The following is a 26361-nucleotide window of genomic DNA, read 5'->3' as shown; positions in this document are numbered from 1 at the left end:
GCGTGGCGAGTGTCTTCAGCGTCCGGAGCGGAAACCTCGTGCCGCCAGTCGAGCGAGGACGACGACGACCAGCAGCGCCACGCCGTCGAGGACGAACAGGGCCATGCCCGGCTCAGCCCGCTTGGCCAGGTCGGTCGATTGGCCGAAGTGGCTCGCGCCGATGCCATAGGCTTCAACGAAGGCCATGGCGGTGATCCACGCTGCCGTCGCGGCGATCGCGATGGCCAGCACGGTGGCCACGTTGGCCTTCAGATAGCTCTTCCTCTTGCGCGTCGTGGCCGGCGCATGGTCGACACCCGTCGCCGCTGTCGCTGCTGTCACCACGTCGAGATCTGCCTGCATGCTCATTCCTCCGTCTGTCCGAGGAGGCGTTGTATGAGGAGCGACCGGTTGAATGTCCTGGCGTGTCGCGAACTGCGGAATGCGCCGTTGAATGGGTCCGTGCCGAGGGTGGATGGAGACAGAGTCGACCGCGGGTGGCGGTGACGATTGCGGCGCCGAAGGCGCGCATGCTTCAATCACGACATGCCCAAAGACGCCGCCTTCCTGTCCGGCACCGAGAACCTCTCGATGTCCTCGGCAACGGTCATCCCGGTGCTGCACTACCCCGATGTGGCGGCTGCTGCAGCGTGGCTGGTCCGGGTCTTCGGCTTCACCGAGCGCCTGCGCATCGGCGGCCATCGCGTGCAGCTCGAGATCGGATCCGGCGCCATGGTGGTCGCGCAGGGCGATGCGCCAGCGGAACCAGGTTTCTCGATCATGGTCCGCGTCGCGAGCGCTGATCAGCACGCCGCACGAGCGGCAGCGGCGGGCGCCAAGGTCTTGTCTCAGCCGCACTCGTTCCCGTATGGAGAGCGGCAGTACACCGCCGCCGACCTGGCGGGGTATGTCTGGACCTTCTCGCAGTCGGAGCGCGATGTGCATCCGGATGCATGGGGCGGGGAACTCGTCGAGCGACAGTTGCCAGACTGAAGCGGAGGTCGGGCCCCCGCGGGCCCGGCCAAGGCGATGACGCTGCGGCCACGATGTCGCTCGCGCGCACCACTTGAAAGGCGCGATCCGGGCAATGCGTCACAGGGCCATGGATCTCCGTGCCGGACACCCGATTCGACGGATTGTTCAGCGGCATCGCGATCGATAGGGTTCGGGCCGCCATGCAACCCATCAGCTTCATACCCATGATTTCGCACCGCGTTCTCGCCAGGACTCTCCTCGCCATTGCCCTCGTCCCCGTGCTCGCTTCCTGCGGCGGTGGTGGCGATGACGAGAAGGCCTGCGGCCCGGATGTCCTGACGCTCACATTCAGCTGGAACTCCAACGGTTCGATCGACAGCCGGGTGAGCGGCAAGGTCGGTGTCCCCTTGACGGCGACGCCGACCATCACGGGACTTCCCGCCTCGTGTGCCGGCCAGCAGTCGTTCTCGGTCAACGTCCCGCAGGGGCTGCCGGGCGGGCTCGTGCTGGACACCAGGTCCGGCGTGATCTCCGGCACGCCCACCCAGGCGATCGGCATCGGAGGTCCGTCCGCCGATGGCGGGCTGGTGGCGATGCACCTGCCGGGCTACCGCAAGATCGAAGCACTGGGGATCATCAATATCGCGCCTTGAACGGCGAAGACGGAAGGTCCGCTTCATGAAGGTGGTGCGCTTCAGCGCCCCAATGAAAAACGGCCTGGTGAGTACCAGGCCGTTGTTTGGCTTTTCGTAGACCCCGGCCCTCACCCCTGCCCTCTCCCGCAAGCGGGAGAGGGAGCAAGCCAGGTCCCGTTCGAGGCTTAGAGCGAGTTGAGGAACGCGAGCAGTGCCTCCCGGTCCGCCGTGCTCAGCTTGACGAAGCGCTGACGGCTCGCGTCGCCTTCACCGCCGTGCCACAGCACCGCTTCCGTCAGCGTGCGGGCGCGGCCGTCGTGCAGGTAACCCACCTTCACGCCGTTGCCCGCCACGCGCTCCGTGTACCCGATGCCCCACAGGGCCGACGTGCGCCACTGGCTGCCGCTCGCCTGCGATTCGGCGAAGTTGTCGGCCAGCTCGCTGCCCATGTCATGCAGCAGCAGGTCGGTGTAGGGCTTGATGGTCTGGTTGCGCATCTCGGCCAGCTCGGTGCCCGAACCTGTCTTCATCTCGGCGATGTGGCAGGCCGTGCAGCGGATGGTGGAGAACACCTTCGAGCCCGCCGCGACCTTGACCGGATCCACGTCCAGGTAGGGCAGCGGCGTCACGCCCTTGGGGAAGCCGCTGACGACGCTGCGCTGCGCCGGCACGCCCAGCTGGGCCACGTAGCGCGAGAGCAGTTGCAGCTCGTCCTCGGTCACGCCCTTTTCCACCTTCGTCTTGTTGCACTGGGCCGGGCCGGCCAGGCAGTCGCGGTTCGGGTAGACCGGAGAAGTGACGGACATGTCCAGCAGCAGCGCGTTGGCCGTCTGGTGACGCAGGCTGACCTTCGCGGCCTTCCAGCCGTAGCGGCCCACGCGCACGGCGCCGGTCTCCGGGTCGTAGACCAGGTTGGCCTGACCCTTGACGCCGTCCTCGTCCGCGGTGGTGCGCACCCGCGACAGGATGTCCGCGTCGGTGATCGCCTCCAGCAGGCCCATGCCGATCACCGGCTGCGCGCTGCGCAGCGAGTACACCGTCGGCGTCGGACCGTCGAAGCTCACCTTGGGCTTGCTCAGCGTGATGACGGTGCCGTCGGCCAGCGTGACGTTCTTCGTGTCGAAGCCGGCGACGCGCACGCCGTTGCCCCAGTCCTGCGCCGCGCCGGTGGTGGCCGAGCGGGCATTCATCTGCACGGCTTCGCCGTACACCGGGTGGGGCAGCTGCTTGCCGTTGCCGTCCAGCGCGGCCACGCGCACGGCCATGGTGTCCAGGCGCTGGTTGAGCACCTGCGGCGCCAGGCTGCGGCCGTTGTTGATGTGGCAGCCGAAGCAGTTGGTCTGGTTGAAGCGCGGGCCCTGCAGCTTCACCGCGTCGTTGTTGCGATCGTTGCCCTGCTCGTTGTGATCACCGGTCCACATGTTGGTGTGGAACCAGCGACGGCCTTCGACGAAGGTCTGCATGTTCTTCATGCCGATCTGCGTATTCGGCTGCTGGAACATGAAGGTCGAGTTGTCGGCGTAGTCGTAGGAGACCGAGCCGGTGCCGCCCGACAGCGTCTCGACCGGCAGCGGCGCGTTGTTCAGCCGCGGCTGGATGCCGTACTGCGGACGCAGGCCGCTGCCCACCACGTACGTCACCTCGTTGGTGTAGTAGCGGAAGTTGCCGTTGTCCTGGATCGCGTCCATCGCGGCGCGGCTGGAGAAGAACGAGCCGGTGAACTCGATCGCGTCGCCCACCTTGAGGTTGCGCGACGGGATGTTGACGCCGTTGGGCACCATCACGCCGTTGGCGTTCGGGGCCAGGTCCGAATGGCCCGGGACGTTGTCCAGCACCACCGAGCAGCCGTCGTTCGCGCCGATGACGCCGCCATAACCCGAGGTGGGCCGGGCGAGCGCGCCTTCAGGCGGCTTGGGCACGATCGGGCAGGAGGTCTTGTCGACGAATCCGTCCGTGTAGGTGGTGTTGTCCAGCAGCCGGCCGGGCGACATCCAGCCGTAGCCGGTGACGTTCGGATCATCGATGCGGCGGAAGAAGGAATGACCGCCGCCGCGCTGCGCCTGCTGGTAGTACTGGTTGACGACGATGCTCGGCTTGGTGACGCCGGCCACGCGGCTGTTGTCGATGAACTCGACGCCCCAGGTGCGGTTCTTGAAGTAGTTGGCGATGAAGTTCAGGTACGCGCCCGGGCCCTTGTCCTGCGGCTTGCCGTTGGCGTCCACGGTGTCGTTGGGGCCGAAGCCGATCTCGTTCCAGTCCTCGCCGCGCTCGCGGCCGTGGCGCGAGCGGCCCACGAAGCCGAAGCGGGTCACCAGCGTGCCGTCGGGCAGCGTGAACTGCACCTGCTCCAGCGTGGCCGGCGTCGGCGGCGTGACCACCGAGGCGCCCTTGGGCGGCGTGGGCACGGCCGACGCGGTGAGCATCGGCAGGGTGTTGTCGCTGCCGGGCGAGTTGAAGCTGACCTCAAGCAGCGAATAGCCGTACTGCGTGCCGCGGGCGACGCCCTGCAGGCGGATGTAGCGCGCGTTGGCGTTCAGGTTGAAGAACTCCTCCGTGCCGCCCTTGCCGCCGGCCACGTAGCGCAGCTGGTACCAGGTCGTGCCGTCGTCGGAGACCTGGATCGCGTACTCCTTGCCATACGCGTTCTGCCACACCAGCTTCATGTAGCCGACCGGCGTCTTGGTGCCGAAGTCGAACTGGATCCAGGCCTTGTCGTCGAAGGCGCTGGCCCAGCGGGTGTTCAGGTCGCCGTCCAGTGTCTTCTGGGCGGTGTCGCCGTTGTTCTCCAGCGCGCTGGACGTCGCCGTGATGCCGGTGATGGCCTTGCCCGGCTTGCTGATGTCCAGCCCGGAGGGCGACTGCAGGGACGGGGGCACGGCAGGCGTCGCCGGCGTGCTGCTGTCGCCGCCGGTGGGCAGGCTCGGCGGCGCGGGCGCGGGCGGGGGCAGTTCGGGCTCGTCGCCGACGGGCGCCGAGGCCGGCGGCGCGGGAGCAGGCGCCGGTGCCGGGGCGCCGGACAAGGGCGGGTTCCCGCCGCTGTCCGCGGCGCCACCGCCGCCACCGCCGCAGGCGACCAGCGTGCCAGCGGCGCTGAGGGCGACGACGGCGCTCAAGACGATTCCCCAGGGGTTTCGGGGGGAGGGGCAGCCCAATGTCGGGTCAGCCTCTGGATTGTTGTGGCGCATGGGCGCTCCTGCAGGTCCGTAGAACGAGACACCAGGGCGCGCGCACGGACGCCTGACCCAGGTGGACTTTCGCCTGTTCAAGCAGAGAACGTGCCGGTTGCGCTTGGAAACAAAGTGCGGTCAGCGTTGCGATTCGCGGGTCTGTGACGTCCGACCCTAATCCCAAAGAGGTATTCGGGCGATGTGCGATGCGATGCCAGGGTCAGGTTTTGTCAGCCCTGGCATCGGACGCGACAAATAGTGTCACTTCGAGAAGCTGGCACTGGCCGTCGTGATGCTGAGCGCGCGTTGACCGGCCGCCTCGACGCGGGCGAGCTGCTCGGGCGTCGCGGTCACGAGACCGTCATCTCCCTGGTGGTCCAGCAGTCCCAGGCGGCGGGCTTCGGCGGTCTCGGCCTGGACCTGCAGACGGGTCTTGGCCGTGCCGGTCAGCGGCGGCTCGTAGTTGTCGCGCTGCGAGCGCAGCAGCTCGCCGCTCGCCTGCGCGGCGGCCAGCTCGGCCAGCACCTCGGCGCGCGTGCGGGGCGTGCCGACGGCGCTGGTCCGCGAGAATGGCGCGTCCTCTTTCCAGTCCGTGGTGTCGCCGGCGGCGTGCGCGCGGATCAGCTCGGCCTGGACCTGCACGCGGGGCAGCGAGGTCGTCTGCGCGGCGGCGGGTTGCGCGATGGCGGCGAAGGTCGCGGCGATGAGGGTGGCGGCGAACAGGGTGCGGGAGGAAGCGGTGGTCATGTCGGACTCCTATGAAGGGGTGGGGTTGGTGTGGAATGGATTTGATCCATCGCAGGTATCTGGGGTTTGTCCCCGCCCCGTGCCTTCGGCAAGAGCCTGTATGCGCGGCGGCGCGCGATACATGACCGTACAAAGAGGGCCGCACAAAGAGGGCCGTAGAAGGAGCCCGCCTCGCTACGCGGTGGGCGCGAAATCGTTCGCCAGGCCGCGTGCCAGCGCGATGGCCGCCGCGTGGGTGCGCGAGTTGGCGCCGAGCTTGCTCATGATGGCGCCCATGTGCGACTTGACCGTCCCGAGCTCGATGTCCAGCAGGCGCGCGATCGTCTTGTTGGACTCGCCGGCGACGACCAGGCGCAGCACCTCCGTTTCCCGCGAGGTCAGCGCCGTGCGCGTCAGGCTGTCGGCCATGCGCTGCGCCACGGTCAGTCCCAGATAACGCTGGCCGCGCGCCGCCGCCGTCACGCCTTCGACCAGCTCGCTGAGCGGGCCGCCGAGCAGCAGGTAGCCGTGCACGCCGGCCTCGATCGCGGCGCGGATGTCGGCCTCGCGGCCGTGCGTGGTCAGCGCGACGACCCGCGCGCCGTCCAGGCGCTGCAGCGCGCGTTGGCCCGGCGCCGCGAGCCGCAGGGCGTCCTGCAGGTCGGAGACCACGACGTCGATGGGCGGGTCCTGCCGCCGCTCGTCGATGCCGTCCTTGAACACCTCGATGCCGCCGTGATCCCCGAGCGCGGCGGTGATGCCCACGCAGAGCAGGGGATCTGGATGCATGACCAGGACGCGGATCCGGGGCGTCGTGGAAAGGGTCGGGCGGGACGGGAACATCGTGGACCTTCCTGGGGAAATGGACGAAGTGGACGAAGTGGACGAGGTGGGCGGAATGGGCGGAATGCGGAGGAGCGGGCGGGCCTCGGTCATGGCGTGACCTCGCCATGGCCTTGGCGGTGGGCCGCTCGATCGGCGCGATCAGCGCGGGCCACGGCGGCGCGCAGCCGCAACATCCCGCGATCCCTGATGGCGAGTCGCTCGAGCGTGGCGAGCGTCGAATCGAAGTAGTTGCGCGTACTGCCCACCGTGCCGCTGCCGGTGCGGATCATCCGGACGACGCCGTCGATGGGCCCGCGCGCGATGTAGCGCGCATGACTCCGGTTGGCCACGAAGGTCAGCGCGCGCACGCGGTTGTCGCCCACCTGGGCGGAGACCCAGCGGGCGTCGTAGGACCCCGCCAGCATCTCGCGTTGCCAGAGCAGGCGCGTCTCCGTCGTCACCTGTGAGGCCGCGATGCGGAAGAGCAGGCCCTTGCAGACGCCGCCGCGATCGAGCGCCAGCATAGCGCCCGGTGTCTCCGGCGTGCCGCGGCCGAACAGCATGCGCAGGCAGAAGCGCCGGTGCCATCCGCGGATCTGCGCGATCCAGGCCTGTTCCGCGTCCAGCGCGGGATTCCACATCAGCGAGCCGTAGCCGAAGACGTGCAGGTCCTCGCCCTCGTCCAGCGACTGCAAGGCGTCTTGCCTCGACTGCTCGAGCTGTTCGTCCGAACGCAGCTGGATACCCGGCGGCGGCGCGGCGCGCATCGCGGCCTGCCAGCCGCCGGCCGCCAGCGTCGCGCGGGTGCGCTCGTGGTCCGGATCGGTGGGGAGGGGCGTGTCCATGCGGGGAAGACTCCAGGTGCGCCGCCGGCATCGGCCGGACGAGGTTCATGGCGCCGACTCTAGAAGTCGAGCCCGCTGCGCAGCAAGATGCCGACGGCCAAAGCGCTTTTGTGATCTCGACAAAGATCGCCGCGGCGATCTAATTGGGGCCGTGAACGTGTGAGCCCCGGAGGGTCCCCATGGATCGGATCGCAGCAATGAACGCCTTCGTCCGTGTCGTCGAGGCCGGCAACTTCACCAAGGCCGCGGAGTCGCTCGCCTTGCCCAACGCGAGCGTCACGCGCCAGATCCAGAGCCTGGAGCAGGATCTGAAAGTGCTGCTGCTGCATCGGACGACCCGCGCCGTCACCGTGACGGCCGAGGGCGCGACCTATTACGAACGTGTCGTGCGGCTGCTGTCGGATCTGGCCGACATCGAGTCGTCGACGCGCCAGTCGAGCGCGAAACCCGCCGGCACCGTTCGTGTCGATGTGCCCGCGGCGATCGCGACCCTGGTGCTCGTGCCGGCGCTCGGCGATTTCCGGCGCGCCTATCCGGACGTGAGGATCGAGCTGGGGGTGGGCAATCGCCACACGGATCTGGTCGCGGAGGGCGTCGACTGCGTGATCCGCGCGGGGGAGGTCAGCGAGCAGTTCCTCGTCGCGCGGCGCATCGGCGGTTTCCGTTTCGCCACCTGCGCGACGCCGGCCTTCCTCGACGAGCACGGCACGCCGGCCTCGCCGGAGGAGGTGCCTTTCTATCCCACCGTCGGCCTGGCCGGCGGATCGGGCGGGCGCGTGCAGCCGTTCCGCTTCACGCGGGGCGAGGTCGAGCACCGCTTCACGCCGGACCATGGGCTGGTCGTCAACGACACGAACGCCTATCTGGCGGCCGGGCTCGCCGGACTGGGACTGATCCAGGCGCCGTGCTACACGATCGATGCGGCGGTCCAGGAGGGCCGCTTGATCTCGCTGCTCGACGAGTGGCATCCCGACGAGATTCCCGTGCACGTCCTCTACGCGCCGAACCGCTATCTCAGCGCCAAGGTGCGGGTCTTCATCGACTGGGCCGTGGACCTGTTCGAACGCCACGAACATCTGCGGCGCGGCTGAGCGGCAGTTGGGGGTCAGGTCTCCGCCTACGACTTCGGTCGCAGCGGCGGACGGCGTCAGGTCGGATGCCGTCCCCCTCGGGATCGGCGAGCCTAGCGGCTCCGAACTCCCGAGGATCCATCGAGCATGAACACCGAAGAAGAGACGCGCCGCGTCGTCAACCCGCCCTCGCTTCCGAGCCGCCGTCGGCTGCTCGCGGCCGCCGCCGTCGTCGGCGCTTCCAACATGGTCCTGCCATGGCTGCCCGCCAGCGCCCATGCGGCCGCGCTGGCGGACGCCGCCACCGGCGACAGCACGGCGATCCGCCCGTTCCGCGCCAGCTTTGCGCGCGCGGACCTGGCCGACCTGCGCCGGCGCATCACGTCGACGCGCTGGCCCACGCCGGAGACCGTCACCGATGCGTCGCAGGGCGTCCGCCTGAGGACCGTGCAGCAGCTCGCCCGCTACTGGACGCACGGTTATGACTGGCGGCGTCTGGAGACGCGCCTCAACCGGCATCCCCAGTTCGTCACGACCATCGACGGGGTGGAGATCCACTTCATCCACGTGCGCTCGAAGCACGCGAATGCGCTGCCGGTGATCGTCACGCACGGCTGGCCGGGCTCGATCGTCGAGCAGCTCAAGCTCATCGAGCCGCTCACCGATCCGACGGCGCATGGCGGACGCGCGGAAGACGCGTTCGACATCGTGATCCCGTCCTTGCCGGGGCATGGCTTCTCGGGCAAGCCGCGGACGATCGGCTGGGATCCCGTGCGCATCGCCCGCGCTTGGGTCGAGCTGATGCGCCGCCTCGGCTACACGCGCTACGTGGCCCAGGGCGGCGACTGGGGCGACGCGGTCACGGAGCAGATGGCCCTGCTCACGCCGCCCGGGCTGATCGGCATCCACGTCAACATGCCGGCGACGCTGCCGCCGGAAGTGGCTCGTGCGCTGAAGTACGGCGAACCCGCGCCTGCGGGACTGTCGACCGATGAGCAGCAGGCGTTCGGCCAGCTCGACGACTTCTTCAAGCACGGCCTGGGTTACGCGCTGGAGATGTCCAACCGGCCGCAGACGCTGTATGCGCTGGAGGATTCGCCGATTGGCCTGGCGGCCTGGATGCTCGACCACGATGCCCGCAGCCAGGCGCTGATCGCCCGTGTGTTCGACGGCCAGGCCGAAGGGCTCACGCGCGACGACATCATCGACAACGTGATGCTGTACTGGCTCACGAAGACGGCGGTGTCCTCGGCCCGGCTGTACTGGGAGAACAAGCTGGAGTTCTTCGCGGTCAAGCAGGTCGCGATCCCCGTCGCGGTCAGCGTGTTCCCCGACGAGATCTACGCCGCGCCGCGCAGCTGGACCGAGCACGCCTACCCGCGGCTCATCCACTTCAACCGGCTGGACAAGGGCGGCCACTTCGCGGCGTGGGAGCAGACCGAGGTCTTCGTCCGCGAGCTGCGCACAGGCTTTGCCAGCTTGCGCTGAGCGTTGTCCGTGCCCGGGTTGAATCCAGGCTGAGCCCGGGTTCATCCCGTGCTGAGTCCCGACAAGACGCCGCCATCGTGCGGCGCCTTGTCATTGCGCGTTCAGGCGCACGGGGCCACGGCCATCGAGAGCACGTACCCCGCGCTGCGGACCGTCTTGATGTAGCGGGGTTCGCGCGCGTCGTCGCGCAGTCGCAGGCGCAGGCGGCTGACCAGCAGGTCGATCGAGCGCTCGAAGGGCTCCGTCGGACGGCCTTGCGTGAGCCCCAGCAGCTGGTCGCGGCTGAGCACCCGTTGCGGATGGTCGAGGAACACGCGCAGCAGCCGGTATTCGGCGCCGCTGAGGTCGACCGGCGACTCGTGGTCGTCGAGCAGGTGGCGCTCGACGGTGTCGAGCTTCCAGGTGCCGAAGGCCAGGCGCGGGACGGTATCGGTCGACTGCATGTTGGGCGGCAGCATGCGGGTGCGCCGCAAGACCGCGCGGATGCGCGCCAGCAGCTCGCGCTGCGCGATCGGCTTGACCAGGTAATCGTCCGCGCCCATCTCCAGGCCGAGGATCCGGTCCACCTCGTCGCCGCGCGCGGAGAGCATGAGCAGGGGCATCGTCCGATGCTTGCCGCTGCGCAGCTCGCGGCAGAGGTTCAGCCCGTCGTCGCCGGGCAGCTCGAGGTCCAGCACGATCAGGTCGAACGGTCCCGACTGCTCGAGCGCCGCGCGCAGATGACGGCCGGTCGCGACCGCCGTCACGTGCATCCCGTGTCGCTCGAGGTAGGCCTTCAGCGTCTCGCGCTGCGCGCGATCGCCGTGGACGAGGAGGAGGTGGTCGCTGGTGTTCATCGTCAAACCCGTCGGAACTCGTCGCGCCATTCTTCGCGCGAGGCGGACGCGCGCCATCCGACCTTCGTCGAAGCGGCGGCTGCATCGAACGGTCGTCCCCCTCCGGGCCGGTGAACCGCCTGCGACTTTGGACGGAGGCGCCGATGGCGAACCAGTCGGATGGCGGGCGGCGGCGGCCTCCGTAGTCTTCGATGCATGGACGTTATCAGGACGTCCTCGCGACAAGGAGCGCCGACGATGGCAACACTGAAATTCCAATTCGACACCACGCTGACGCCGGAGCAGTTCATCGCCGGTCTCACGGACTTCGGTCCGGGCCGGTCCAAGATCTTCCGCTTCAGCACCGACGACTTCCTGCAGGTGCATCGTCAGGGCCGCACGCAGGCGGTCGTCACCGAGGGCTCGCCCGGCGTCTGGGAGCGGCTGCACTACGACTGGTCGGTCCCCACCCGCGTGGTGCTGACGACGATGGACTCGAACGTCTGGGGCGGCCGGTCGGGCCACAGCTACAGCTTCTTCCCGCTGGCCGGCGGCAGGTCGCGATTGGAGGCGGTCGTCGTCCGGGAAGGCCGCAACCTCAAGGGCCGCCTGCTGGGCCTGCTGCTCGGCAGCGTGGGCCGGAGCACCTTGCGGGAAGCGCTGACCGGCGCGATCGAGGCCATGGAGGCCCGCTACGCCTGAGGACGCTCGACGCGCCACGGCGCGGACGTATCCATGACAATTTCTTCAATGTACTGAACACGCGATCTAGGATGACGCCCATGGAACTGACCGCCACCACCATCCTGGTCGCCTTCACCGGTGTCTTCCTGATCTGCTTCATGAAGGGCGCCTTCGGCGGCGGCTTCGCCATCGTCGGCATTCCGCTGCTGTCCATCGTGATGGACCCGGTGACCGCGGGCGGCCTGCTCGCGCCGCTGTTCATCGCGATGGATCTCTTCAGCCTGCGCTACTGGAAGCCGTCGACCTGGTCCAAGCCCGACCTCCAGCTGCTGGTGCCAGGTCTTGTCGTGGGCATCGGTGCCGGCTACCTGCTGTTCCGCGTGCTGGACCATCGCGCGATCGCCATCCTGATGGCGGTGATCACGCTGGCCTTCGTCGGACTGTGGTTCGCGCGGGGCGGCGAGGTGACGGTGCAGCCGCGGTCGCCGCGCAAGGCCGTCGCCGCGGGGCTGACCTCGGGGATCACCACCATGGTCGCGCACTCCGGCGGGCCGCCCCTGGCGATCTATCTGCTGCCGCTCGGCCTGAGCAAGCAGGTCTACGCGGGCACCACCAGCCTGTTCTTCACCGTGGGCAACCTGCTGAAGGCGGCCCCGTGGCTGATGCTGGCCAAGCCCGCGGGGGCCGTCTGGAGCCTGATGGGGATCTGCCTGCTGGCGATCCCGTCGGGCGTCTGGCTGGGGTGGCGCCTGCACGCCCGGCTGGACCAGCGTCAGATGTACAAGGCCTGCTACGCCCTGCTGGTGGTCACGGCCGTCAAGCTGCTGTGGGACGGCGTGTCGGGCTATCTGCGCTGATTCAGCGCGCCGCGCCCAGCACCGCCGGCGCTTGCTGGCGGCGTCCGTCCAGGCTCAAGCTGCCGGCGCCGAACGCGACGATCTGCAGCAGGCCGCCGGCCATCGCGATGTTCTTCAGGAAGTGGAACATCTGGTTCTGATCGCCCAGCGCGTTGTGGAAGATCACGGCGGAGACCACCGAGAACACCGCCAGCGCCGCGGCCACGAGCCGCGTGCGATAGCCCAGCACGAGCAGCAGGCCGCCGCCCAGTTCCGCCACCAGCGCCGCGCCGTAGGCGAGCGTCGGGGCCGGCAGTCCCACCGAGGCGATGTAGCCGATCGTGCCGGCCGGCGCGGCGAGCTTGCCGAAGGCGCTGATCAGGAAGATGGCGGCCATCATCACGCGGCCGACGAGCGGCAGCACGGAGGTCGAAGCGGAGGTGTTCTGGGTGGTCATGGTGGATTCCTTTGAAAGTGGCGTGAATGGGATGAATGACTGAAAGGGACAAGGGAACAGGAGACTCGGTCTGGGCGCCGTCAGCGCACTCGGCCGCGGGCGCGGAGTTGCTCGCCGAGCTGAGCAATTTCTCGTTCACCGCGCGCCAGCGCGGTCTGGCTGGTGTGGACGGAGTACCGGCCCAGCACGAGATCGTGCGGATGCGGGACGGCCGTGCCGACGATGAATTCGGTGTCGCCTTCGGCGATCACCTCGATGGGGGCCTCGCTGCTGTCCAGGATGGCCAGCTCGTTCTCGAGGCGATGGCCGTCGAAACGCAGCGCGCCTTGCGACACATGGAACCAGCCCACGCGGTGGCCTGTCGGCGGCGTCAGTTGCCAGTGCTCGCCGTCGCGCAGCTGGACGTGCAGCAGCTGCAGTCCGGCGGGTGCGTCGACCTGGCTCGCGCCGTCGCCGAGGCGTCCGAAGATCACGCGCGCCGGACCCTGTCGCGGCACCGCTTCCGGGCCGAGGTACTGGCTGCGGGCCTCCGCGCCTTCCAGGTCTTCGGGCAACGCCACCCAGATCTGGTAGCCCCGGAACCGGGTCGTGCCGACCGGCACACCGTCGTGCCAGATGCCGCGTCCGGCCCGCATCCACTCGACGCTGCCGTCTTGCAGCACGCCGTGCGCGCCGGTGGTGTCCTCGTAGCGCATGTGGCCCGACAGCAGGATGGTGGTGGTCGCGATGCCCGAGTGCGGATGCATCGGGAACATGGGACCGCCGGTCGGGACGAAGTCGAAGTAGTCCAGGAAGACGAAGGGCTTGATCAGTTCGCCGATGTCGCCCGGGCTGAACACCCGGGTGACGGGACCGTGGCGGCGGCCCGCGGCACGGAACTCGAGCGTCCGGGAGGGGAGGGCGTCGCGGCCGCCCGCGGGCAGCGGCGCCTCTGTCGGCGACACGGCGGCGCGACGCGGAATCTGGAGATCGGCTGACATCGGTGTTGCTTTCGTTCGATGGGATGGCACGAAGCTTAGGAACTGGACAGCCAGCTGGATAGCCTATATGTTTGGATGGATACCATCTGCTGGAGCGATAGATGCTGGACGGCGTATCCATGGACCAGCTGCGGACCTTCATCGCGGCGGTCGAGGAAGGCAGCTTCTCCGCTGCGGGGCGCAAGCTTCGGCGCGCTCAATCCGTGGTCAGCCAGACCCTGGCGAATCTCGAAGCGCAACTGCGCGTGAGCCTGTTCGACCGCAGCGGGCGTTATCCGGTGCTGACCGACCAGGGTCAGGCCTTGCTGGGGGAGGCCAAGGCGGTCGTGAACGGCATGGATGCGTTCAAGGCGCGCGCACGCACGCTGTCGGAAGGCCTGGAGCCGGAACTGTCCGTCGCCATCGACGTGATGTACCCGATGGCCTCGCTGACCGAGACGGTCGGCGCCTTCCGCCTGGCCTTTCCGACGACGCCGCTGCGCATGTATGTCGAGGCGCTGGGGGCCGTCGTGCAGCCGGTCCTGGACGGCGCCTGCCGCATCGGCGTCATCGGTTCCCTGCCCGTGGTGCCGGACGGACTGCAGGCCGAGCCGCTGGCCGAAGTGCCGATGGTCACCGTGGTCGCGCCCGGTCATCCGCTGGCGCAACTGCCCGGTCTGCTGCGTTCGGCCGAGCTGGAGCGGCACGTGCAGCTGGTCCTCACCGATCGGACGACGCTCAGCACCGGGCGGAACTACGGCGTGATGTCGCCGCAGATCTGGCGCCTGGCCGACCTGGGCGCCAAGCACGCCTTCCTCAAGGCCGGATTCGGCTGGGGGCACATGCCGTTGGCGATGGTGCAGCCCGACCTGGAGGCAGGACAACTGGTGCGGCTCCGGCTGGAGGCGCATCAGCCGGCGACGCCCGGCATCGTCATGTACGCGGCTTACCGGACGGACGCTCCGCCGGGACCCGCCGGGCGGTGGTTCATCGACCGGCTGCGTCAGCCGACCGTCGATCAATCTGTTTGAGAGATGGATTCCATCGAATCAAATAGGCTACCGCGATAGATCGTCCGTTCCTACGCTTCGATCCATGCAACTCGCCGAGTTGCTCCCCTCCGAAGGAGTAGACGATGTCTCAGAACACCACCATCCGTTTCCATCAATACGGCAGCCCGTCCGTCCTGCAGGTCGAGGAGGACGACATCGCCGCTCCCGGCGCCGGTCAGGTGCGCCTGCGCCATGAAGCCATCGGCGTGAATTTCATCGACACGCTGTTCCGCCAGGGTGCCTTCCCCGTGCCGCTGCCGTCGGTGCCCGGCGTCGAGGGCGTCGGCATCGTCGAAGCCCTGGGCGCCGGCGTGGCCGGCATCGCCGTCGGTCAGCGCATGGCCTACTACCTGGCGCCCGGCAGCTACACGCAGCAGCGGCTGATCAACGCCGACCAGTTGGTGCCGGTGCCCGACGATCTCTCCGCGGAACAGGTCGCCGCCTTGCTGACCAAAGGACTGACGGCCTGGGCCGGCCTGAACGGCTATCACCCGCTTCGCGCCGGAGAGATCGTCCTGGTCCAGGGAGCGTCCAGTAGCGTGGGGAGTCTGCTCGCGCGCTGGGCCAAGGCCCGGGGCGCCGTCGTGATCGGCACGGCGGGCACGGCGGAAAAACGCGCGGCGCTGGCGTCCGTGATCGACCATGTGCTGCCGTCCGACGCGGCCGACCTCGCGAAGCAGATCAAGCGCCTGGCGCCCCAGGGCGTCGACGTGGTCTACGAGTTCGTCGGCAAGGCCACCTTCGCGACCACGCAGGCGGTGGTGCGCGACGGCGGCGTCATCGTGTCGATCGGCTCCGCATCGGGCGCGCCCGAGGTCGACAAGGCCGAGCTGGCGCGACGCAAGGTCTCGATGGTGGGAGGGCCCATGGCCAGCCATCTGCAAGGGCGCGTCGATGAAGCCACCGCCGCCGTCTTCGATGCCTATCGACGCGGCCTCTTCGGTGCTGTTCCCGTCACGCGTTATGCGCTCAAGGATGCGGCACAGGCCCACACCGACATCGCGGAGCGTCGCAAGACCGGATCGCTGGTGCTGATTCCGTGAGCGCCTCGGTCGGCGCCGCTTCACGCTGATGGCCGGCATCGCCGTGGCGCCGGCGAGCTTCGTCGCCGCGGCATTGACGATGCGCTAGACGAGCACGCAGTGCGCGACCGCGCCGAAGTGGCAGCCGCTGCCGACCACGACGAACAGGTGCCAGATGCCATGGGCGTGACGGCTGCAGCTCGGATTGGCGAAGAAGTAGGTGCCGGCGGTGTAAGCCGCGGCACCGGCGACGAACAGCGTCACGCAGGCCACCGGCAGTTCCTGGAGGGCGGGGATGCACACCATGGTCGCCAGCCAGCCGATCGCCAGATAGACCTTGAGCATGGGCCGTTCGACGTCGCCCCACACGGTGCGCCGGATGCCCCACAGGGACACGATCCAGACGCTGGCCAAGGCCACCCATCGCAGCCAGCCATCGCCGGTCAGGACCGCGAACGGCGTCATCGTCCCGGCGATCAGCAGGAAGATCGCGCAATGGTCCAGCCGGACCCAGAGACGTTGCCGCGGACCGCGGGTGCTGTGGCAGAGTGTGGAAGCCGCGAACAGCGCGACGAGGGCTGCGCCGAAGACGCAGGCGACGGCGAAGCGCCGCCCGCTGCCCGTGCCCAGCGCCTGATGCGCCAGCCACGCGACCGCGGGCAGGGCGGCCAGCAGACCCGCGAGATGGGTGCCGGCGTTCAAGCGTTCGCCTGGGTACATCGCTGCCTTCAGCGTCATGAGGTCACCCAGCGTAGCCAGAATATGTGACGCCTCGTCGGGCGTCGGATCGAGTCACTCCCGCAGCGTCTGCGCGAGCGTCTTCCGCATGCGCTCGAAGCGGTCGGGATCGGTGGCGCGCAAGGTCTTCAGATCCTGCGCGACCCGCTCCAGCCGGTCCTCCGCCCCGTCGGCCTTGAGCGCCTCGATGTCCTCGCGCAGTTGCGCGAAGCGCGCGAGGGGCCCGTTCGGGCCATCGGGCGCGCCTTCCGGGTAGAGCACGTCCATCAGCGCCTGCACCGCGTCTGAGAGCCGGCCGAGCTGCCGCCCGTAGCTGTGCTGCGAGACGATGCGCGCCTCGGTCTGGGGGGCGCTCGAATTGAACGCGTTGATGTTGTAGGTGATGGGCAGGATGGGCTGGGTCAGCTGGCTCGGCGCCAGCGTCAGTGCCCGGAAGGGCCAGCCGATCAGCTGCGAGACATCGAAGGACGGCGACGACGTGGTCATGCGGGGCTCCCTGGGTGCGTGCTGCACGACGAAGCCTACGGAGATCGCCGTGCAGGCGAATCCCTCATCGAGGGGACGCGGGTCTCACGTCGGGCTCACCTCGGACTCACGTCGGAATGACGAACGCCCTCAACTCGATCATCAGTCCGTCGCGGAATCGCCAGACATCGGCATAGGCGTTCTGGACCGGCTGGCCGTCATCGCCCTTGCTCTCGATGGTTCCGAGCGCGACGACGACGTCCCGTTCGGCGACCAGTTCGGTGACGGTGAATGAAGGCGGCTCCGCATAACCGGTCGACATCCATTGGCGCACGGCGGCCTTGCCGTTCAGCGTGTCCCCGCCGATCGTGGTCCACGTGATGTCCTCGGCGCAGTGCGCCAGGAATCCTTCGGTGTCGCCGCGCGTGATGGCGGCATTGGCGGCCGTCAGCGTGGCCTTGTTGCGATCGGACATGGGGGCTCCTTGAGGAAGAGGAGCCTCCTCAGGGCAAGCTGCGCGCCGGTGCCTCGCAATGCAGTCCCGCCACGCCCAACGCCCGCGCCGCCGCGCAGGCATTGATCGCGCCGGAGACGCTCATCGAGCCCAGCAGCGCCCGTTTCAAACGCTCGGCATCGGCGCCCGGCACGGCCGCGCGCAGCAGCGCGATCACGCCGGTCGCATGGGCCGCGGCGAGCGAGCTGCCGGCATCGATGTCGTAGCTGCCGCCCGGCACCGTCGTCAGCACCGATCGTCCCGGCGCGGCGAGCCAGCCTTCAGCGCCGCCGGTCTCGCCCGTGCTGGCCACGACCAGCGCGCCGGGCACCTCGCTCGGAAAGCCCTTGCCGAGCCGGCCCGGCGGCGCGGCGGCCACCAGTACCGCCCCGCGCGACAACGCGTGCTGCGCGAGCTTCATCAGCAGTGGATCGCTCGGTCCGCCCAGGCTCATGTTGATGACATCGGCACCATCCGAGATCGCCGCGCCGAGCGCCTGCGCCAGCGTGAAGGAGTTGCAGCGCGCCGGCGCCGGTCCCGTGTCCGCGCCCGCACGCGCGGCATCCGTCCAGCAGGCGCGATAGCTCGTCACCACGGCGCCGGGCGCGACGCCGACGATGCCCTGGCGGTTGTTCACCTTCGCGGCGATGAGGCCCATCACTTCCGTGCCGTGGCGCTCCGGCACGGCATCGACCTGCGCGCCGCCGCCGGCGACGTAGTCCCGCTGGCCTGCCACCTGGCCGAGGAGATCCGGATGGCGCGCGTCGACGCCGGTGTCGATCACCGCGACCTTCACCCGTGCACCGACGCTCACCTGCTGCAGCGCCGCCGTGGACATCTGCTGGAAGCCCTTCTGCAGGCCGAAGTAGGGGTCGTTGTAGAGCGAGGTCGGCGCGGAGGTCTCCGGCGCCGGAACGGGCGGCGAAGCCGGTGACACCGGCGAAGGCGTCGAAGGCGTTGAAGGTGCCGGCGCTCCCGGCGCGGGGCCGTTGAGCGTCTCGAAGTCGTTGAGCGGTTGCGCGAGCTTCACGCGCGTGTCCTGGCGCAGGCGCGCCAGCACCGCGTCGACATCGTCGCCAGCGCCGAGCGCGTACAGCATGCAGCGCAGGTTCAGCGGCGCGATGGTCCAGGCGGCCTGCTCACGCAGCCCGTACTCGCGTGCGAGCGCTTCGGACATTGCCAAGGCGCGCGCGCTGCCCGCGTAGCCCGCCATCCGGCGGTAATCGCCACGCGCCGACCCACCGGCGCCGGGCAGCGGCTCGCCGCGATCCTCGACGGCCAGGATGATGAGACGGCCTTCCGATGCAGCCATCGACGGCGGCAACGGCATCAATGGCATCGACGGCGTCGTGAATGGCGTCGTCGCCGTGGGTGCATCGGGTACGACGGTCTCCGCGCGCGCGGGGTTGCCCAGCGCGAGCGCCGCCGTCAAGACGGTCAACGCGGAAGCGATGAGACCGATGCCGCGCACGATGAAAAAGGGCATCACTCAGCGTCCCGGGGCCGCGGCGCCGACCGGCTCCGCGAGCAGCACGCCGGGTTCCGCGCGCAGGCGCTCGACCATCGCGGGAACCGCCTGCGCCTGCGTCGGTTGCAGCGGCGCCAGCAGCAGGCTGCTCGCGTCCTCGTCCGCGCCGACGATCCTCAGCCCGTGGTGGGTCAAGACCTGGCGCAGCCGGCCCATGTCCACGCGTTCTTCCGGCACCAGCCGCACCACCGCGCCGGCGGGCAGCGCGGCCGGCTGGCTCAGCGTCACGTAGTCGGCGGGTGGGTGGCCATCGCTCCAGAGCCGCAGACCCAGCACGCACATCGCCACCGCCTGTACCGCCACCGCCGCCGTCAGCCAGCGCGTCGTGCGCGATCCGCCGTCGTTGGCCGAAGCGCCGCGCGGACCTTCGACCGGCGTCGCCGGGCCCGCGTCGCGATCGCGCGCCCACAGCCGGTCCAGGCCGGCCTGGATGGCCGCCTCTTCTGCTTCGGCCGCCGCCGCACCCGCCGTCCCGGCTGCGCCTGTGACGCCCGCTGCGTTGACCACGCGCGGCGCGTCCTGCATGCCGCGATGGATGTTCCGCTGCAGCGCCAGCTCCTCGCGGCAATGCGCGCAATGCGGCAGGTGCGTCTGCACGAGGCGGCGCTGCTCCGGCGTCGCCGTGCCGGCCACGACCCACGCGATCGCGTCCCAGACCTGGCGGTGTTCGTTCGGTTGACCCATCGCCGGATCGCCGGTGGAAAGGCCGGAGGCGCCAGTGGCGTCGGAGGGGGCGTCGTGGGAAGTCATCGGATCGGTCCTTCGGTGCCGCTGGCCGGGGGAGTCTCGCCGCCCAGCTCGGGCAGCACGTTGCGCAGCCGGACGCGCGCATGGAACATGCGGGCCTTCACGGTGCCGGTGGCGCAATTCATGATGCGGGCGATGTCCTCGCAGGTCTCGCCCAGGTAGTACGCCAGCTCCAGCGTCACCCGCTGTTCCACCGGCAGCGCGGCCAGTCCCCGCGCCACCCAGTCGCGCAGTTCGCGGTCGACGGCGTCGTTGACCGAGGGCTCGGCCATCGCCAACTCGGCCTCGTTCACCGAGGAGGCGTTGATCTCCTGCGCCGTGACGCCGTCGCGCAGCGCCTTGAGCATGCAGCGGTAGGCGATGCCGTGGATCCAGGTCGACACCCGGGACTCGCCGCGGAAATTGCCCGCGGTCCGCCACACGATCCACAGCGTGTCGTTGACGACCTCCTCGGCCAGGTCCGGCCGGCCGCAACTGCGCAGCACGAAGCGCGACAGCCGCGGCTGGCAGTGCCGGTACAGCTGCTCGAAAGCCGTCCGGTCGCCGGCCGCGGCGGCCTGCAACCAGGCACGCAGACGCGACTCGGCGGCCGTGTCCGCTTCATTCGGAACAGGTTGAAACATGGGCGACTGATTTCTGCAGAAGTGTCTCTCATGGGTGCCAGAATCGCCGCCGATGGTTGCCGTGCCCCCAAAAAATCTCGCCCGAGCCGTCGCCTTCCTGGCGGCGGGTCTCGTCGCGTCGGGGGTCGCCGCCGCGCAGAACTGGGGCGGTACGGTGTCGGTCGTGACGGAGCGCGTGTCGCGCGGCATCAGCCTCAGCGGCGACCGCCCGGGCGCCACCGCCGACCTCTACTACCGCGACGACCGGAACTGGAGCCTGGGCCTGGGTCTGGGCACCATGCACATGCGCAACGGGGCGGATACCGAGGCCATCCTCTCCGCGACCCGGTGGTGGCAGATCGACGACCGCCGCGTCGTGACCTTGTCCGGCGCCCATTACGCCTACGCCGGCGGCGGCAACGCGGACCGGCTGCGCTACAGCGAGGTGTCGATGGGCGGGCTGTGGGACACGGCCGCGTGGGGGCAATGGGGCGTCACGGTGTCGGCGTCGCCGGACCTGGCCGCGTACTCGTCGTGGGGCTACCTCGGCCATCGCGGCGCGACCATCGCCGAACTGACCTGGCACCGCCGCCTCGTCGATGCCTTGGCGGCCGACGTGGGCTGGGGCATGGTCTCCAACTGGGGGCATGGCAGCGGCTCCTACCGCTTCGCCAACGCCGGGCTGGCCTACACGGTCGGGGACTGGCGCTTCAGCGTCTCGCGGCTGTACAGCTCGCTGCCGCAGCGCGGCGACCCGTCGCTGCAGCGCTGGGTCGCCGGGGTGGCGTGGTCCTTCTGAGCCCTCTTGCTCCCTCGCCCGCTTGCGGGAGAGGGTGAGGGCCAGCGGCCTCACGCAGTCAGCCCGACTGCTGCTCCAGGAATCGCTGCGCGTCCAGCGCCGCCATGCAGCCCGTTCCGGCGCTGGTGATGGCCTGCCGATACACGTGATCCTGCACGTCGCCCGCGGCGAACACGCCCGGCACGCTGGTCATCGTGGCAAAGCCTTCCAAGCCGCTGCGCGTCAGCACATAGCCGTCGCGCAGCTCGATCTGTCCGCGGAAGATCTCCGTGTTGGGCTTGTGGCCGATGGCGATGAAGCAGCCCTGCAGCTGGATGTCGGTGATCGCGCCGTCCTGCGTGCCCTTGATGCGCACGCCAGTCACGCCGCCCGCATCGCCCAGAACCTCGTCCAAGGTATGGAACACGTGCAGCGCGATCTTGCCCGCCTCGACCTTGGCCATCAGCTTGTCGACGAGGATGGGCTCGGCGCGGAACCTGTCCCGGCGATGGATCAGATGGACCTTGCTGGCGATGTTGGAGAGGTAGAGCGCTTCCTCGACGGCGGTGTTGCCGCCGCCAACCACGCAGACTTCCTGCCCGCGATAGAAGAAGCCGTCGCAGGTCGCGCAGGCGCTGACGCCGCGGCCCATGAACGCTTCTTCCGACGGCAGGCCCAGGTACTGCGCGGACGCGCCGGTGGCGAGGATCACCGCATCCGCCGTGTAGACCGCGCTGTCGCCGGTCAGCGTGAATGGACGCTTGGAGAAGTCGACGCTGTTGATGTGGTCGAAGACGATCTCGGTCTGGAAGCGCTCGGCGTGTTCCTGGAAACGCTTCATCAGCTCGGGACCCTGCACGCCCATCACGTCGGCCGGCCAGTTGTCGACCTCGGTCGTGGTCATCAGCTGGCCGCCTTGCGCGATGCCGGTGACGAGCAGCGGTTTCAGATTCGCGCGCGCGGCGTAGAGCGCGGCGGTGTAGCCGGCCGGGCCCGAGCCGAGGATCAGCAGGGCGGTGTGTCGTTGGGGGAGGGTCATGTCGGTCCTGCGTGGCGTGTCAGGTCTTGCGGGGTCACAGCTTGGCGCGATCCAGGCGCTGGGCGAATTCATCGGCCGGCAGGAAGCCGATCGTGCGGGCGGCGGCGAGCTCCTTGCCCTGCGCGTCGAAGAACAGGATCCCCGGCGGGCCGAACAGCTGGAAGCGCTTGAGCAGGGCCTTGGCCTCCGCGCTGTTGGCGGTCACGTCGGCCTGCAGCAGGCGCGCGTTGCGCAGCCGCGTGGCGATCGCCGGATCGGAGAAGGTGAGGTGCTCCATCTCCTTGCAGGCAACGCACCAGTCCGCGTAGAAGTCCAGCATCACCGGACGATCCGACGAGGCCAGCGCCGCATCGAGCTGCGCCACCGTCGTGATGCGCTCGAAGGCCGGTGCCTGCGTCGCGCGCGACGCGGCTTCCGCGCTGGCGAGCGGCAGGCCGCCCACGGAGGTCCGCGCCAGATGACGCAGCGGCATCAGCACGCTGTCGCCGCCGGACAGCGCGCCGCCGATCATCGCGGCGGACCACAGGGCCACCAGCGCGCCGCCGGCCTTCAGGGCGCGCGGCCGCCCGGACTCGAAGGCGCCCAGGCAGATGGCCGCGATCAACGCGACGGCGCCGATCAGGAACATCAGCGCGCCGGTCGGCAGCACCGGCGAGACCAGCCACAGCGCGACGGCGATCAGCAGCAGGCCGAAGAAGGTCTTCACGTGTTCCATCCAACGGCCCGCGCGCGGCAGCAGCGTGCCGGCGGAGAGTCCGAGCAGCAGCAGCGGCACGCTCATGCCGCAGGCCAGCGCGAACAGCGCCGAGCCGCCCAGCACCACGTCGCGGGTCTGGCTGATGTAGACGAGCGCACCGGCCAGCGGCGCGGCGACGCACGGCCCCACCAGCAGCGCCGACAGCCCGCCCATCAGGAACACGCCGACGTGCCGGCCGCCCTTGATGCGGTTGGAGGCGTTGTTGACGCGGTCCTGGATGAAGCCCGGCATCTGGAATTCCCAGACTCCGAACATCGACAGCGCCAGCACCGACAGCAGCAGCGCGAAGCTGCCCAGCACCCACGGGTTCTGCAGCGCGGCGGCGAAGCCGGAGCCGAGCAGGCCCGCCACGACGCCGGCGCTGGTGTAGACCATCGCCATGCCCAGCGAGTACGCGACGGCCAGCGAGAAGCCGCGCGCCCGCGAGACCGGCGCGCCCTGGCCGACGATGATCGACGACAGGATCGGGAGCATGGGCAGCACGCAGGGCGTGAAGGACAGCAGCAGGCCGCCGAGCAGGAACATGCCGACGACGCGCAGCAGGCTGCCCGACTGGAGCGCGGCGGCGCTGCTGTCGACGGGGGCTTGATCGGCGGCAGCGGCGGTCGATGCCGTGGATGGGGTCGAGGACGTCGATGGCGATGGCGATGGCGTTGGGGCGGCGGCGGTCGAGGAGGCCGATGCCGTCGAAGCGGTCGACGATCCGGATCCCGTCGGCGCCGCCTCCTCGATGGGCGCGGACAGCGCGTCCGGCTGCGCCTCCCAGCTCGCCTTCAGCAGGCCGTCGCCGCCGCGCGTCAGATGCACGAGCGCCTGCTGCGGCGGATAGCAGAGCCCGCGATCCGCGCAGCCCTGATACCGCACCGTCAGCGTCTGAGGCACGACGCCCTGCGGCAGCGGCTGCACGACGCGGATGGCATCGGCCCACAAGGTCATCGTCTTGTTGAAGTTGGGATCGAAGACCGACTTGCCGGCCGGCAGGCCCGGGGCGGGCAGCGTGGCGCCGTCCGCCTCGATGGCAAAGCGCTCGCGGTACAGGTGGTAGCCGGCGGCGATGTCGAATTCGACGACCACGGCGGCGGTGGCCGCATTGCCGCCGCCTGCGCGGCCCGCGCCGTCGGCGGCCGCCTCGATGCGGGCCCGGCCCGGGAAGGCCTGCGTGGGCTCGAGGAACGCGGGTTGATCGACCGCCGCATGGGCGGAGCCCGGGTCGGTGACGGCCAGCGCGAACGCGGCCGCCGCTCCGGCGAGGAAAGTGGTGAGGAGTCTCATGGCGAGGTCGGAAGTGAGATCAGTTGTTCGGGGTCGTGCGTGCGGACCTGGCCGTCGGCGTCGACGAGCAGGAACCCGACGCCCGGCGTACTCAGTCGCGATGCCGCTTCGGCACCGATCAGCATGGCCATCGTGGTCAGCGCGCCGGCCGCGACGCACAGCGGCGCGACGACGCTGACGGCCTGCCAGTGGCGGACCGGCTGACCGCTGCGCGGATCGAGGATGTGGCAGCAGCGCCGGCCGTCGGGGGTGATGAAGAAGCGCTCGTAGTCGCCGCTGGTGGCGAGCGCGCCGTCGCTGAGCGGGATGCGGGCGCAGACCTCGTCCTCGCGGCGCGGATGCCGGATCGCGAAGACCCAGGGCTGACCGTCGGGACGCGGGCCGATGACGCGGATGTCGCCACCGAGGTTGATGAAGCCGTGCCGCAGGCCGAGTCCCCGCAGCGCGGCGACCGCGCGGTCGGCGGCGTACTCCTTCCCGATGCCGCCGAAGTCGATCTCCATGCCGGCCTGCGGCAGGGCGATGGCGCGTCCGTCCCACTGCACGCGGTGCCAGCCGATGCGCTGGAGTTGAAGCGCCAGCGCGTCGGGGGTGGGCTCGCGGCCGGCCTTGAAGTCCCAGACGCGGCGCAGGCAGCCGCTGGTGATGTCGAACAGGCCGTCGCTCTGGCGATGCAGTTCGGCGGCGAAGTTCAGCAGCTGCACCGTCTCCTCGTCGACGGCGACGGCATTGCGGCCGGCGCGCGCGTTGATCGCGGAGATCACGCTGTCCTCGCGGTAACGCGAGTACTTGCGCTCGATGCGGCGCACCTCGGCCTCCGCCGCTTCAGAGGCGTCGGCGGCCAGGTCCGGCGCCACGCCCCCGAGGACGATCTCGTTGGGCGAGGCCATCGCAGTGAAGGCATGGCGGTGGACGGACCACATGGCGCGTTTGTCGGTTCTGGTCGTCGATGTGTTCGTCGACGCCGGTCAGAACTTGTGCGAGAGGCCGACCTGCAGCCAGTCGGCCTGGAAGCGCGCGAGCCCCGGCGAGCCGCTGCCGCCCAGGCGCCAGGCGGCGCGCTGCTCGTAGTGCTCGAGGCTCAGGTCGGCGGTCCAGCTCGGGGCGATCTCGTAGGCGACCTTCATGCCGACGGTGATCGCGCCGAAAGCGGACAGCCGCTGGTCCGGGGACAGGTATTGCGGCGAGGTCGCCGTGTAGCCCGGCGGCAGCGGCGCGCCGAGTGCGGCGTCGTAGACCGGGTCGTAATAGAACTTCGCCGCGCGCTGCGTCGTGTAGCGCAGCGACGGCGTCACCGTCCAGCCGCCGGACAGGGGTTGCACCCAGGCCGTCTCCAGCGTGTTGGCGCGCACGCCGAAGCTGTCGGCGTAATAGCGCCAGCTGCTGCGCAGCGTCGCCTTCCAGTCGGTGAAATGATGGTTCCAGCGCGTCATCAGCGTGTACTGCTCGCGGCGGTCGGGACGACGGTCCGGGAACTTGTACGGGTCCGAGTACATGCCGTGGCCCCAGCTCGCGCCGAGGCTGAGCTGCACCAGGTCCACGGCCGTCCAGGCCTGTGTGACGCCGGCGGTCAGCTGGGTCGTGTTCCGGCCGCGGCTGAGCGTCGGATCGTCGGAGGAGCCGATCCAGTCGTCGCTGTAGGCGGCGCCGATGTTCCAGGTGGTGTTGTTGTCTTCGCTGGAACGGCGATAGCCGGCGGACACGGTGCGCGAGCGGTAGTCGTGTTCGGTGGAATACGCGGCGCCGAGGGACCAGGCATCGCGGTCGTTGTAGCGGGTCACCTGGATGTCGCCGGCCTTGCGGGTCTCCTCCAGCCGCGAGGCGCCGGAGACTGCGCTGTGATATCGCGGCGAGGCGCCGGAGACGCTGTCGTTGACCAGCGAGCCCTCGACGGACCAGCGGCCGGCCACCGGCACCATCAGGTAGACCGAGGGCGCGGTGACCTTGATGCGGTCGAAGCCGGGCTGGCGGTCGCGGTAGTGCAGCAGCTTGACGGACATCTCGGCCTGCTCGGGCGGGGTCTCGGCGAGGGCGGGTGCCTGCAGGCCGGGGAGCAGGAGCGCGGCGGCCAGGACGCCACCCCAGGCGTTGCGGTTGCTGCCGGCGCTGGCGCCGGTGTCCTCGATCACGTCTGCGTTCACGTCGTTCTCAGTTGCAGCCACAACCACCTCCTCCGACACCGTTGCCGCCGGAGGCGTTTTCCTTGCTCGTGTAGATGTGCTGCGCGAACCGGTCGCTGAGGACGTCGCCGCCCATCGTCATTTCGGGACGGGCGAGCGCGCCCTTCTCCCAGGGCTGGGGCGGCTGCATGGCGCAGCCGGTCGTCGTGACTGCGATCGACGCGATCAACGCGGTCATCGCGGCGCGCGCGAGGCGATGCGGCGTCGAAGGTGTGGGCATGGGGAAC

General features: G+C 69.7%; 28 protein-coding genes. 9 read left to right on the top strand and 19 right to left on the bottom strand.

All coding sequences use genetic code 11. The features are described from left to right. Positions 1–15: 15 nt before the first annotated feature. Positions 16–342 (bottom strand): hypothetical protein, encoded by a 327-nt coding sequence (locus AC07OZ_RS08085; RefSeq protein WP_495466651.1) that lies wholly within the window; start codon positions 340–342, stop codon positions 16–18. A 183-nt stretch (positions 343–525) separates the two neighbouring features. Here AC07OZ_RS08085 and AC07OZ_RS08080 point away from each other — a divergent pair, with 183 nt between their 5' ends. Together AC07OZ_RS08080 and AC07OZ_RS08075 are read left to right on the top strand one after the other, a co-directional pair. Next, a complete protein-coding gene (locus tag AC07OZ_RS08080) occupies positions 526–972 on the top strand; it encodes a VOC family protein (RefSeq protein ID WP_495466650.1) in 447 nt (148 codons plus the stop codon). Positions 973–1091: 119 nt separating this feature from the next. After that, a complete protein-coding gene (locus tag AC07OZ_RS08075) occupies positions 1092–1607 on the top strand; it encodes a putative Ig domain-containing protein (RefSeq protein WP_495466649.1) in 516 nt (171 codons plus the stop codon). A 167-nt stretch (positions 1608–1774) separates the two neighbouring features. Here AC07OZ_RS08075 and AC07OZ_RS08070 read toward each other — a convergent pair whose 3' ends face one another. The 4 genes from AC07OZ_RS08070 to AC07OZ_RS08055 all read right to left on the bottom strand — a co-directional run bounded on the left by AC07OZ_RS08070 (position 1775) and on the right by AC07OZ_RS08055 (position 7152). Further along, complete coding sequence (locus tag AC07OZ_RS08070) at positions 1775–4702, bottom strand: di-heme oxidoredictase family protein (protein WP_495466648.1); 2928 nt, start codon at positions 4700–4702, stop codon at positions 1775–1777. A gap of 315 nt (positions 4703–5017) precedes the next feature. Beyond that, a complete protein-coding gene (locus AC07OZ_RS08065; RefSeq protein ID WP_495466647.1) occupies positions 5018–5503 on the bottom strand; it encodes a hypothetical protein in 486 nt (161 codons plus the stop codon). A gap of 174 nt (positions 5504–5677) precedes the next feature. Beyond that, the gene (locus AC07OZ_RS08060; RefSeq protein WP_495466646.1) at positions 5678–6271 is read right to left on the bottom strand and encodes a LuxR C-terminal-related transcriptional regulator; all 594 of its coding nucleotides are present in this window, start codon (positions 6269–6271) and stop codon (positions 5678–5680) included. A 143-nt stretch (positions 6272–6414) separates the two neighbouring features. Beyond that, a complete protein-coding gene (locus tag AC07OZ_RS08055) occupies positions 6415–7152 on the bottom strand; it encodes a gamma-glutamylcyclotransferase (protein ID WP_495466645.1) in 738 nt (245 codons plus the stop codon). 197 nt (positions 7153–7349) lie between these two features. On the opposite strand from AC07OZ_RS08055, the gene AC07OZ_RS08050 reads away from it, so the two are divergent. Together AC07OZ_RS08050 and AC07OZ_RS08045 are read left to right on the top strand one after the other, a co-directional pair. Then, positions 7350–8243 carry a LysR family transcriptional regulator gene (locus AC07OZ_RS08050; RefSeq protein ID WP_495466644.1) on the top strand — a complete coding sequence of 298 codons (894 nt, stop codon included), beginning with the start codon at positions 7350–7352 and terminating at the stop codon, positions 8241–8243. Positions 8244–8369: 126 nt separating this feature from the next. Then, on the top strand, positions 8370–9710 hold the full coding sequence (locus AC07OZ_RS08045; protein ID WP_495466643.1) for an epoxide hydrolase family protein: 1341 nt from the start codon (positions 8370–8372) through the stop codon (positions 9708–9710). Positions 9711–9811: 101 nt separating this feature from the next. On the opposite strand, the gene AC07OZ_RS08040 is transcribed toward AC07OZ_RS08045, so the two are convergent. Further along, positions 9812–10546, bottom strand: a complete 735-nt coding sequence (locus tag AC07OZ_RS08040) for a response regulator (RefSeq protein WP_495466642.1) — start codon at positions 10544–10546, stop codon at positions 9812–9814. A 237-nt stretch (positions 10547–10783) separates the two neighbouring features. Here AC07OZ_RS08040 and AC07OZ_RS08035 point away from each other — a divergent pair, with 237 nt between their 5' ends. Together AC07OZ_RS08035 and AC07OZ_RS08030 are read left to right on the top strand one after the other, a co-directional pair. After that, positions 10784–11227: a hypothetical protein gene (locus AC07OZ_RS08035; RefSeq protein ID WP_495466641.1), complete on the top strand. Its 444-nt coding sequence runs from the start codon at positions 10784–10786 to the stop codon at positions 11225–11227. Positions 11228–11307: 80 nt separating this feature from the next. After that, entirely contained in the window at positions 11308–12066 is a 759-nt protein-coding gene (locus AC07OZ_RS08030; protein WP_495466640.1) for a sulfite exporter TauE/SafE family protein, read from the top strand. Between the two features lies 1 nt (position 12067). Here the strand turns inward: AC07OZ_RS08030 and AC07OZ_RS08025 are convergent, their stop codons facing one another. Next, positions 12068–12502, bottom strand: a complete 435-nt coding sequence (locus AC07OZ_RS08025) for a DoxX family protein (protein WP_495466639.1) — start codon at positions 12500–12502, stop codon at positions 12068–12070. 80 nt (positions 12503–12582) lie between these two features. After that, positions 12583–13482, bottom strand: coding sequence for a pirin family protein (locus tag AC07OZ_RS08020; RefSeq protein ID WP_495466638.1), 900 nt, complete (start codon positions 13480–13482; stop codon positions 12583–12585). Between the two features lie 101 nt (positions 13483–13583). Here AC07OZ_RS08020 and AC07OZ_RS08015 point away from each other — a divergent pair, with 101 nt between their 5' ends. Together AC07OZ_RS08015 and AC07OZ_RS08010 are read left to right on the top strand one after the other, a co-directional pair. Further along, positions 13584–14492: a LysR family transcriptional regulator gene (locus tag AC07OZ_RS08015; protein WP_495466637.1), complete on the top strand. Its 909-nt coding sequence runs from the start codon at positions 13584–13586 to the stop codon at positions 14490–14492. Positions 14493–14596: 104 nt separating this feature from the next. Next, positions 14597–15556: a quinone oxidoreductase family protein gene (locus tag AC07OZ_RS08010; protein WP_495466636.1), complete on the top strand. Its 960-nt coding sequence runs from the start codon at positions 14597–14599 to the stop codon at positions 15554–15556. A gap of 84 nt (positions 15557–15640) precedes the next feature. Here AC07OZ_RS08010 and trhA read toward each other — a convergent pair whose 3' ends face one another. The 6 genes from trhA to AC07OZ_RS07980 all read right to left on the bottom strand — a co-directional run bounded on the left by trhA (position 15641) and on the right by AC07OZ_RS07980 (position 20129). Beyond that, the gene (trhA, locus tag AC07OZ_RS08005; RefSeq protein WP_495466635.1) at positions 15641–16273 is read right to left on the bottom strand and encodes a PAQR family membrane homeostasis protein TrhA; all 633 of its coding nucleotides are present in this window, start codon (positions 16271–16273) and stop codon (positions 15641–15643) included. A gap of 54 nt (positions 16274–16327) precedes the next feature. After that, the gene (locus AC07OZ_RS08000) at positions 16328–16759 is read right to left on the bottom strand and encodes a hypothetical protein (protein WP_495466634.1); all 432 of its coding nucleotides are present in this window, start codon (positions 16757–16759) and stop codon (positions 16328–16330) included. Positions 16760–16865: 106 nt separating this feature from the next. Then, positions 16866–17213, bottom strand: a complete 348-nt coding sequence (locus AC07OZ_RS07995; RefSeq protein ID WP_495466633.1) for a nuclear transport factor 2 family protein — start codon at positions 17211–17213, stop codon at positions 16866–16868. Between the two features lie 28 nt (positions 17214–17241). After that, positions 17242–18717: a S8 family peptidase gene (locus AC07OZ_RS07990; RefSeq protein ID WP_495466632.1), complete on the bottom strand. Its 1476-nt coding sequence runs from the start codon at positions 18715–18717 to the stop codon at positions 17242–17244. Positions 18718–18720: 3 nt separating this feature from the next. Continuing rightward, entirely contained in the window at positions 18721–19509 is a 789-nt protein-coding gene (locus AC07OZ_RS07985) for a zf-HC2 domain-containing protein (protein WP_495466631.1), read from the bottom strand. Beyond that, the gene (locus tag AC07OZ_RS07980; protein WP_495466630.1) at positions 19506–20129 is read right to left on the bottom strand and encodes an RNA polymerase sigma factor; all 624 of its coding nucleotides are present in this window, start codon (positions 20127–20129) and stop codon (positions 19506–19508) included. The genes AC07OZ_RS07985 and AC07OZ_RS07980 overlap by 4 nt, the downstream gene beginning before the upstream one ends. Before the next feature lie 52 nt (positions 20130–20181). Between AC07OZ_RS07980 and AC07OZ_RS07975 the strand changes: the two genes are divergently transcribed. Further along, entirely contained in the window at positions 20182–20907 is a 726-nt protein-coding gene (locus tag AC07OZ_RS07975) for a hypothetical protein (RefSeq protein ID WP_495466629.1), read from the top strand. A 58-nt stretch (positions 20908–20965) separates the two neighbouring features. On the opposite strand, the gene trxB is transcribed toward AC07OZ_RS07975, so the two are convergent. Genes trxB through AC07OZ_RS07950 form a run of 5 tightly spaced genes read right to left on the bottom strand, consistent with a single transcriptional unit; the run spans position 20966 to position 26354 of the window. Continuing rightward, positions 20966–21925 carry a thioredoxin-disulfide reductase gene (gene trxB, locus AC07OZ_RS07970; protein WP_495466628.1) on the bottom strand — a complete coding sequence of 320 codons (960 nt, stop codon included), beginning with the start codon at positions 21923–21925 and terminating at the stop codon, positions 20966–20968. A gap of 34 nt (positions 21926–21959) precedes the next feature. Beyond that, positions 21960–23954 (bottom strand): protein-disulfide reductase DsbD, encoded by a 1995-nt coding sequence (gene dsbD / locus AC07OZ_RS07965; RefSeq protein WP_495466627.1) that lies wholly within the window; start codon positions 23952–23954, stop codon positions 21960–21962. Next, positions 23951–24877, bottom strand: coding sequence for an FAD:protein FMN transferase (locus tag AC07OZ_RS07960; RefSeq protein WP_495466626.1), 927 nt, complete (start codon positions 24875–24877; stop codon positions 23951–23953). Before AC07OZ_RS07960 ends, dsbD begins: the two co-directional genes overlap by 4 nt. A gap of 45 nt (positions 24878–24922) precedes the next feature. After that, positions 24923–26095 (bottom strand): DUF3570 domain-containing protein, encoded by a 1173-nt coding sequence (locus tag AC07OZ_RS07955; RefSeq protein ID WP_495466625.1) that lies wholly within the window; start codon positions 26093–26095, stop codon positions 24923–24925. 7 nt (positions 26096–26102) lie between these two features. After that, positions 26103–26354 carry a DUF4266 domain-containing protein gene (locus AC07OZ_RS07950; RefSeq protein ID WP_495466624.1) on the bottom strand — a complete coding sequence of 84 codons (252 nt, stop codon included), beginning with the start codon at positions 26352–26354 and terminating at the stop codon, positions 26103–26105. Positions 26355–26361 lie beyond the last annotated feature (7 nt).

This window comes from Roseateles sp. GW821-FHT09G03 (assembly GCF_059416045.1).
This window is presented reverse-complemented; position numbering and strand designations above follow the sequence as displayed.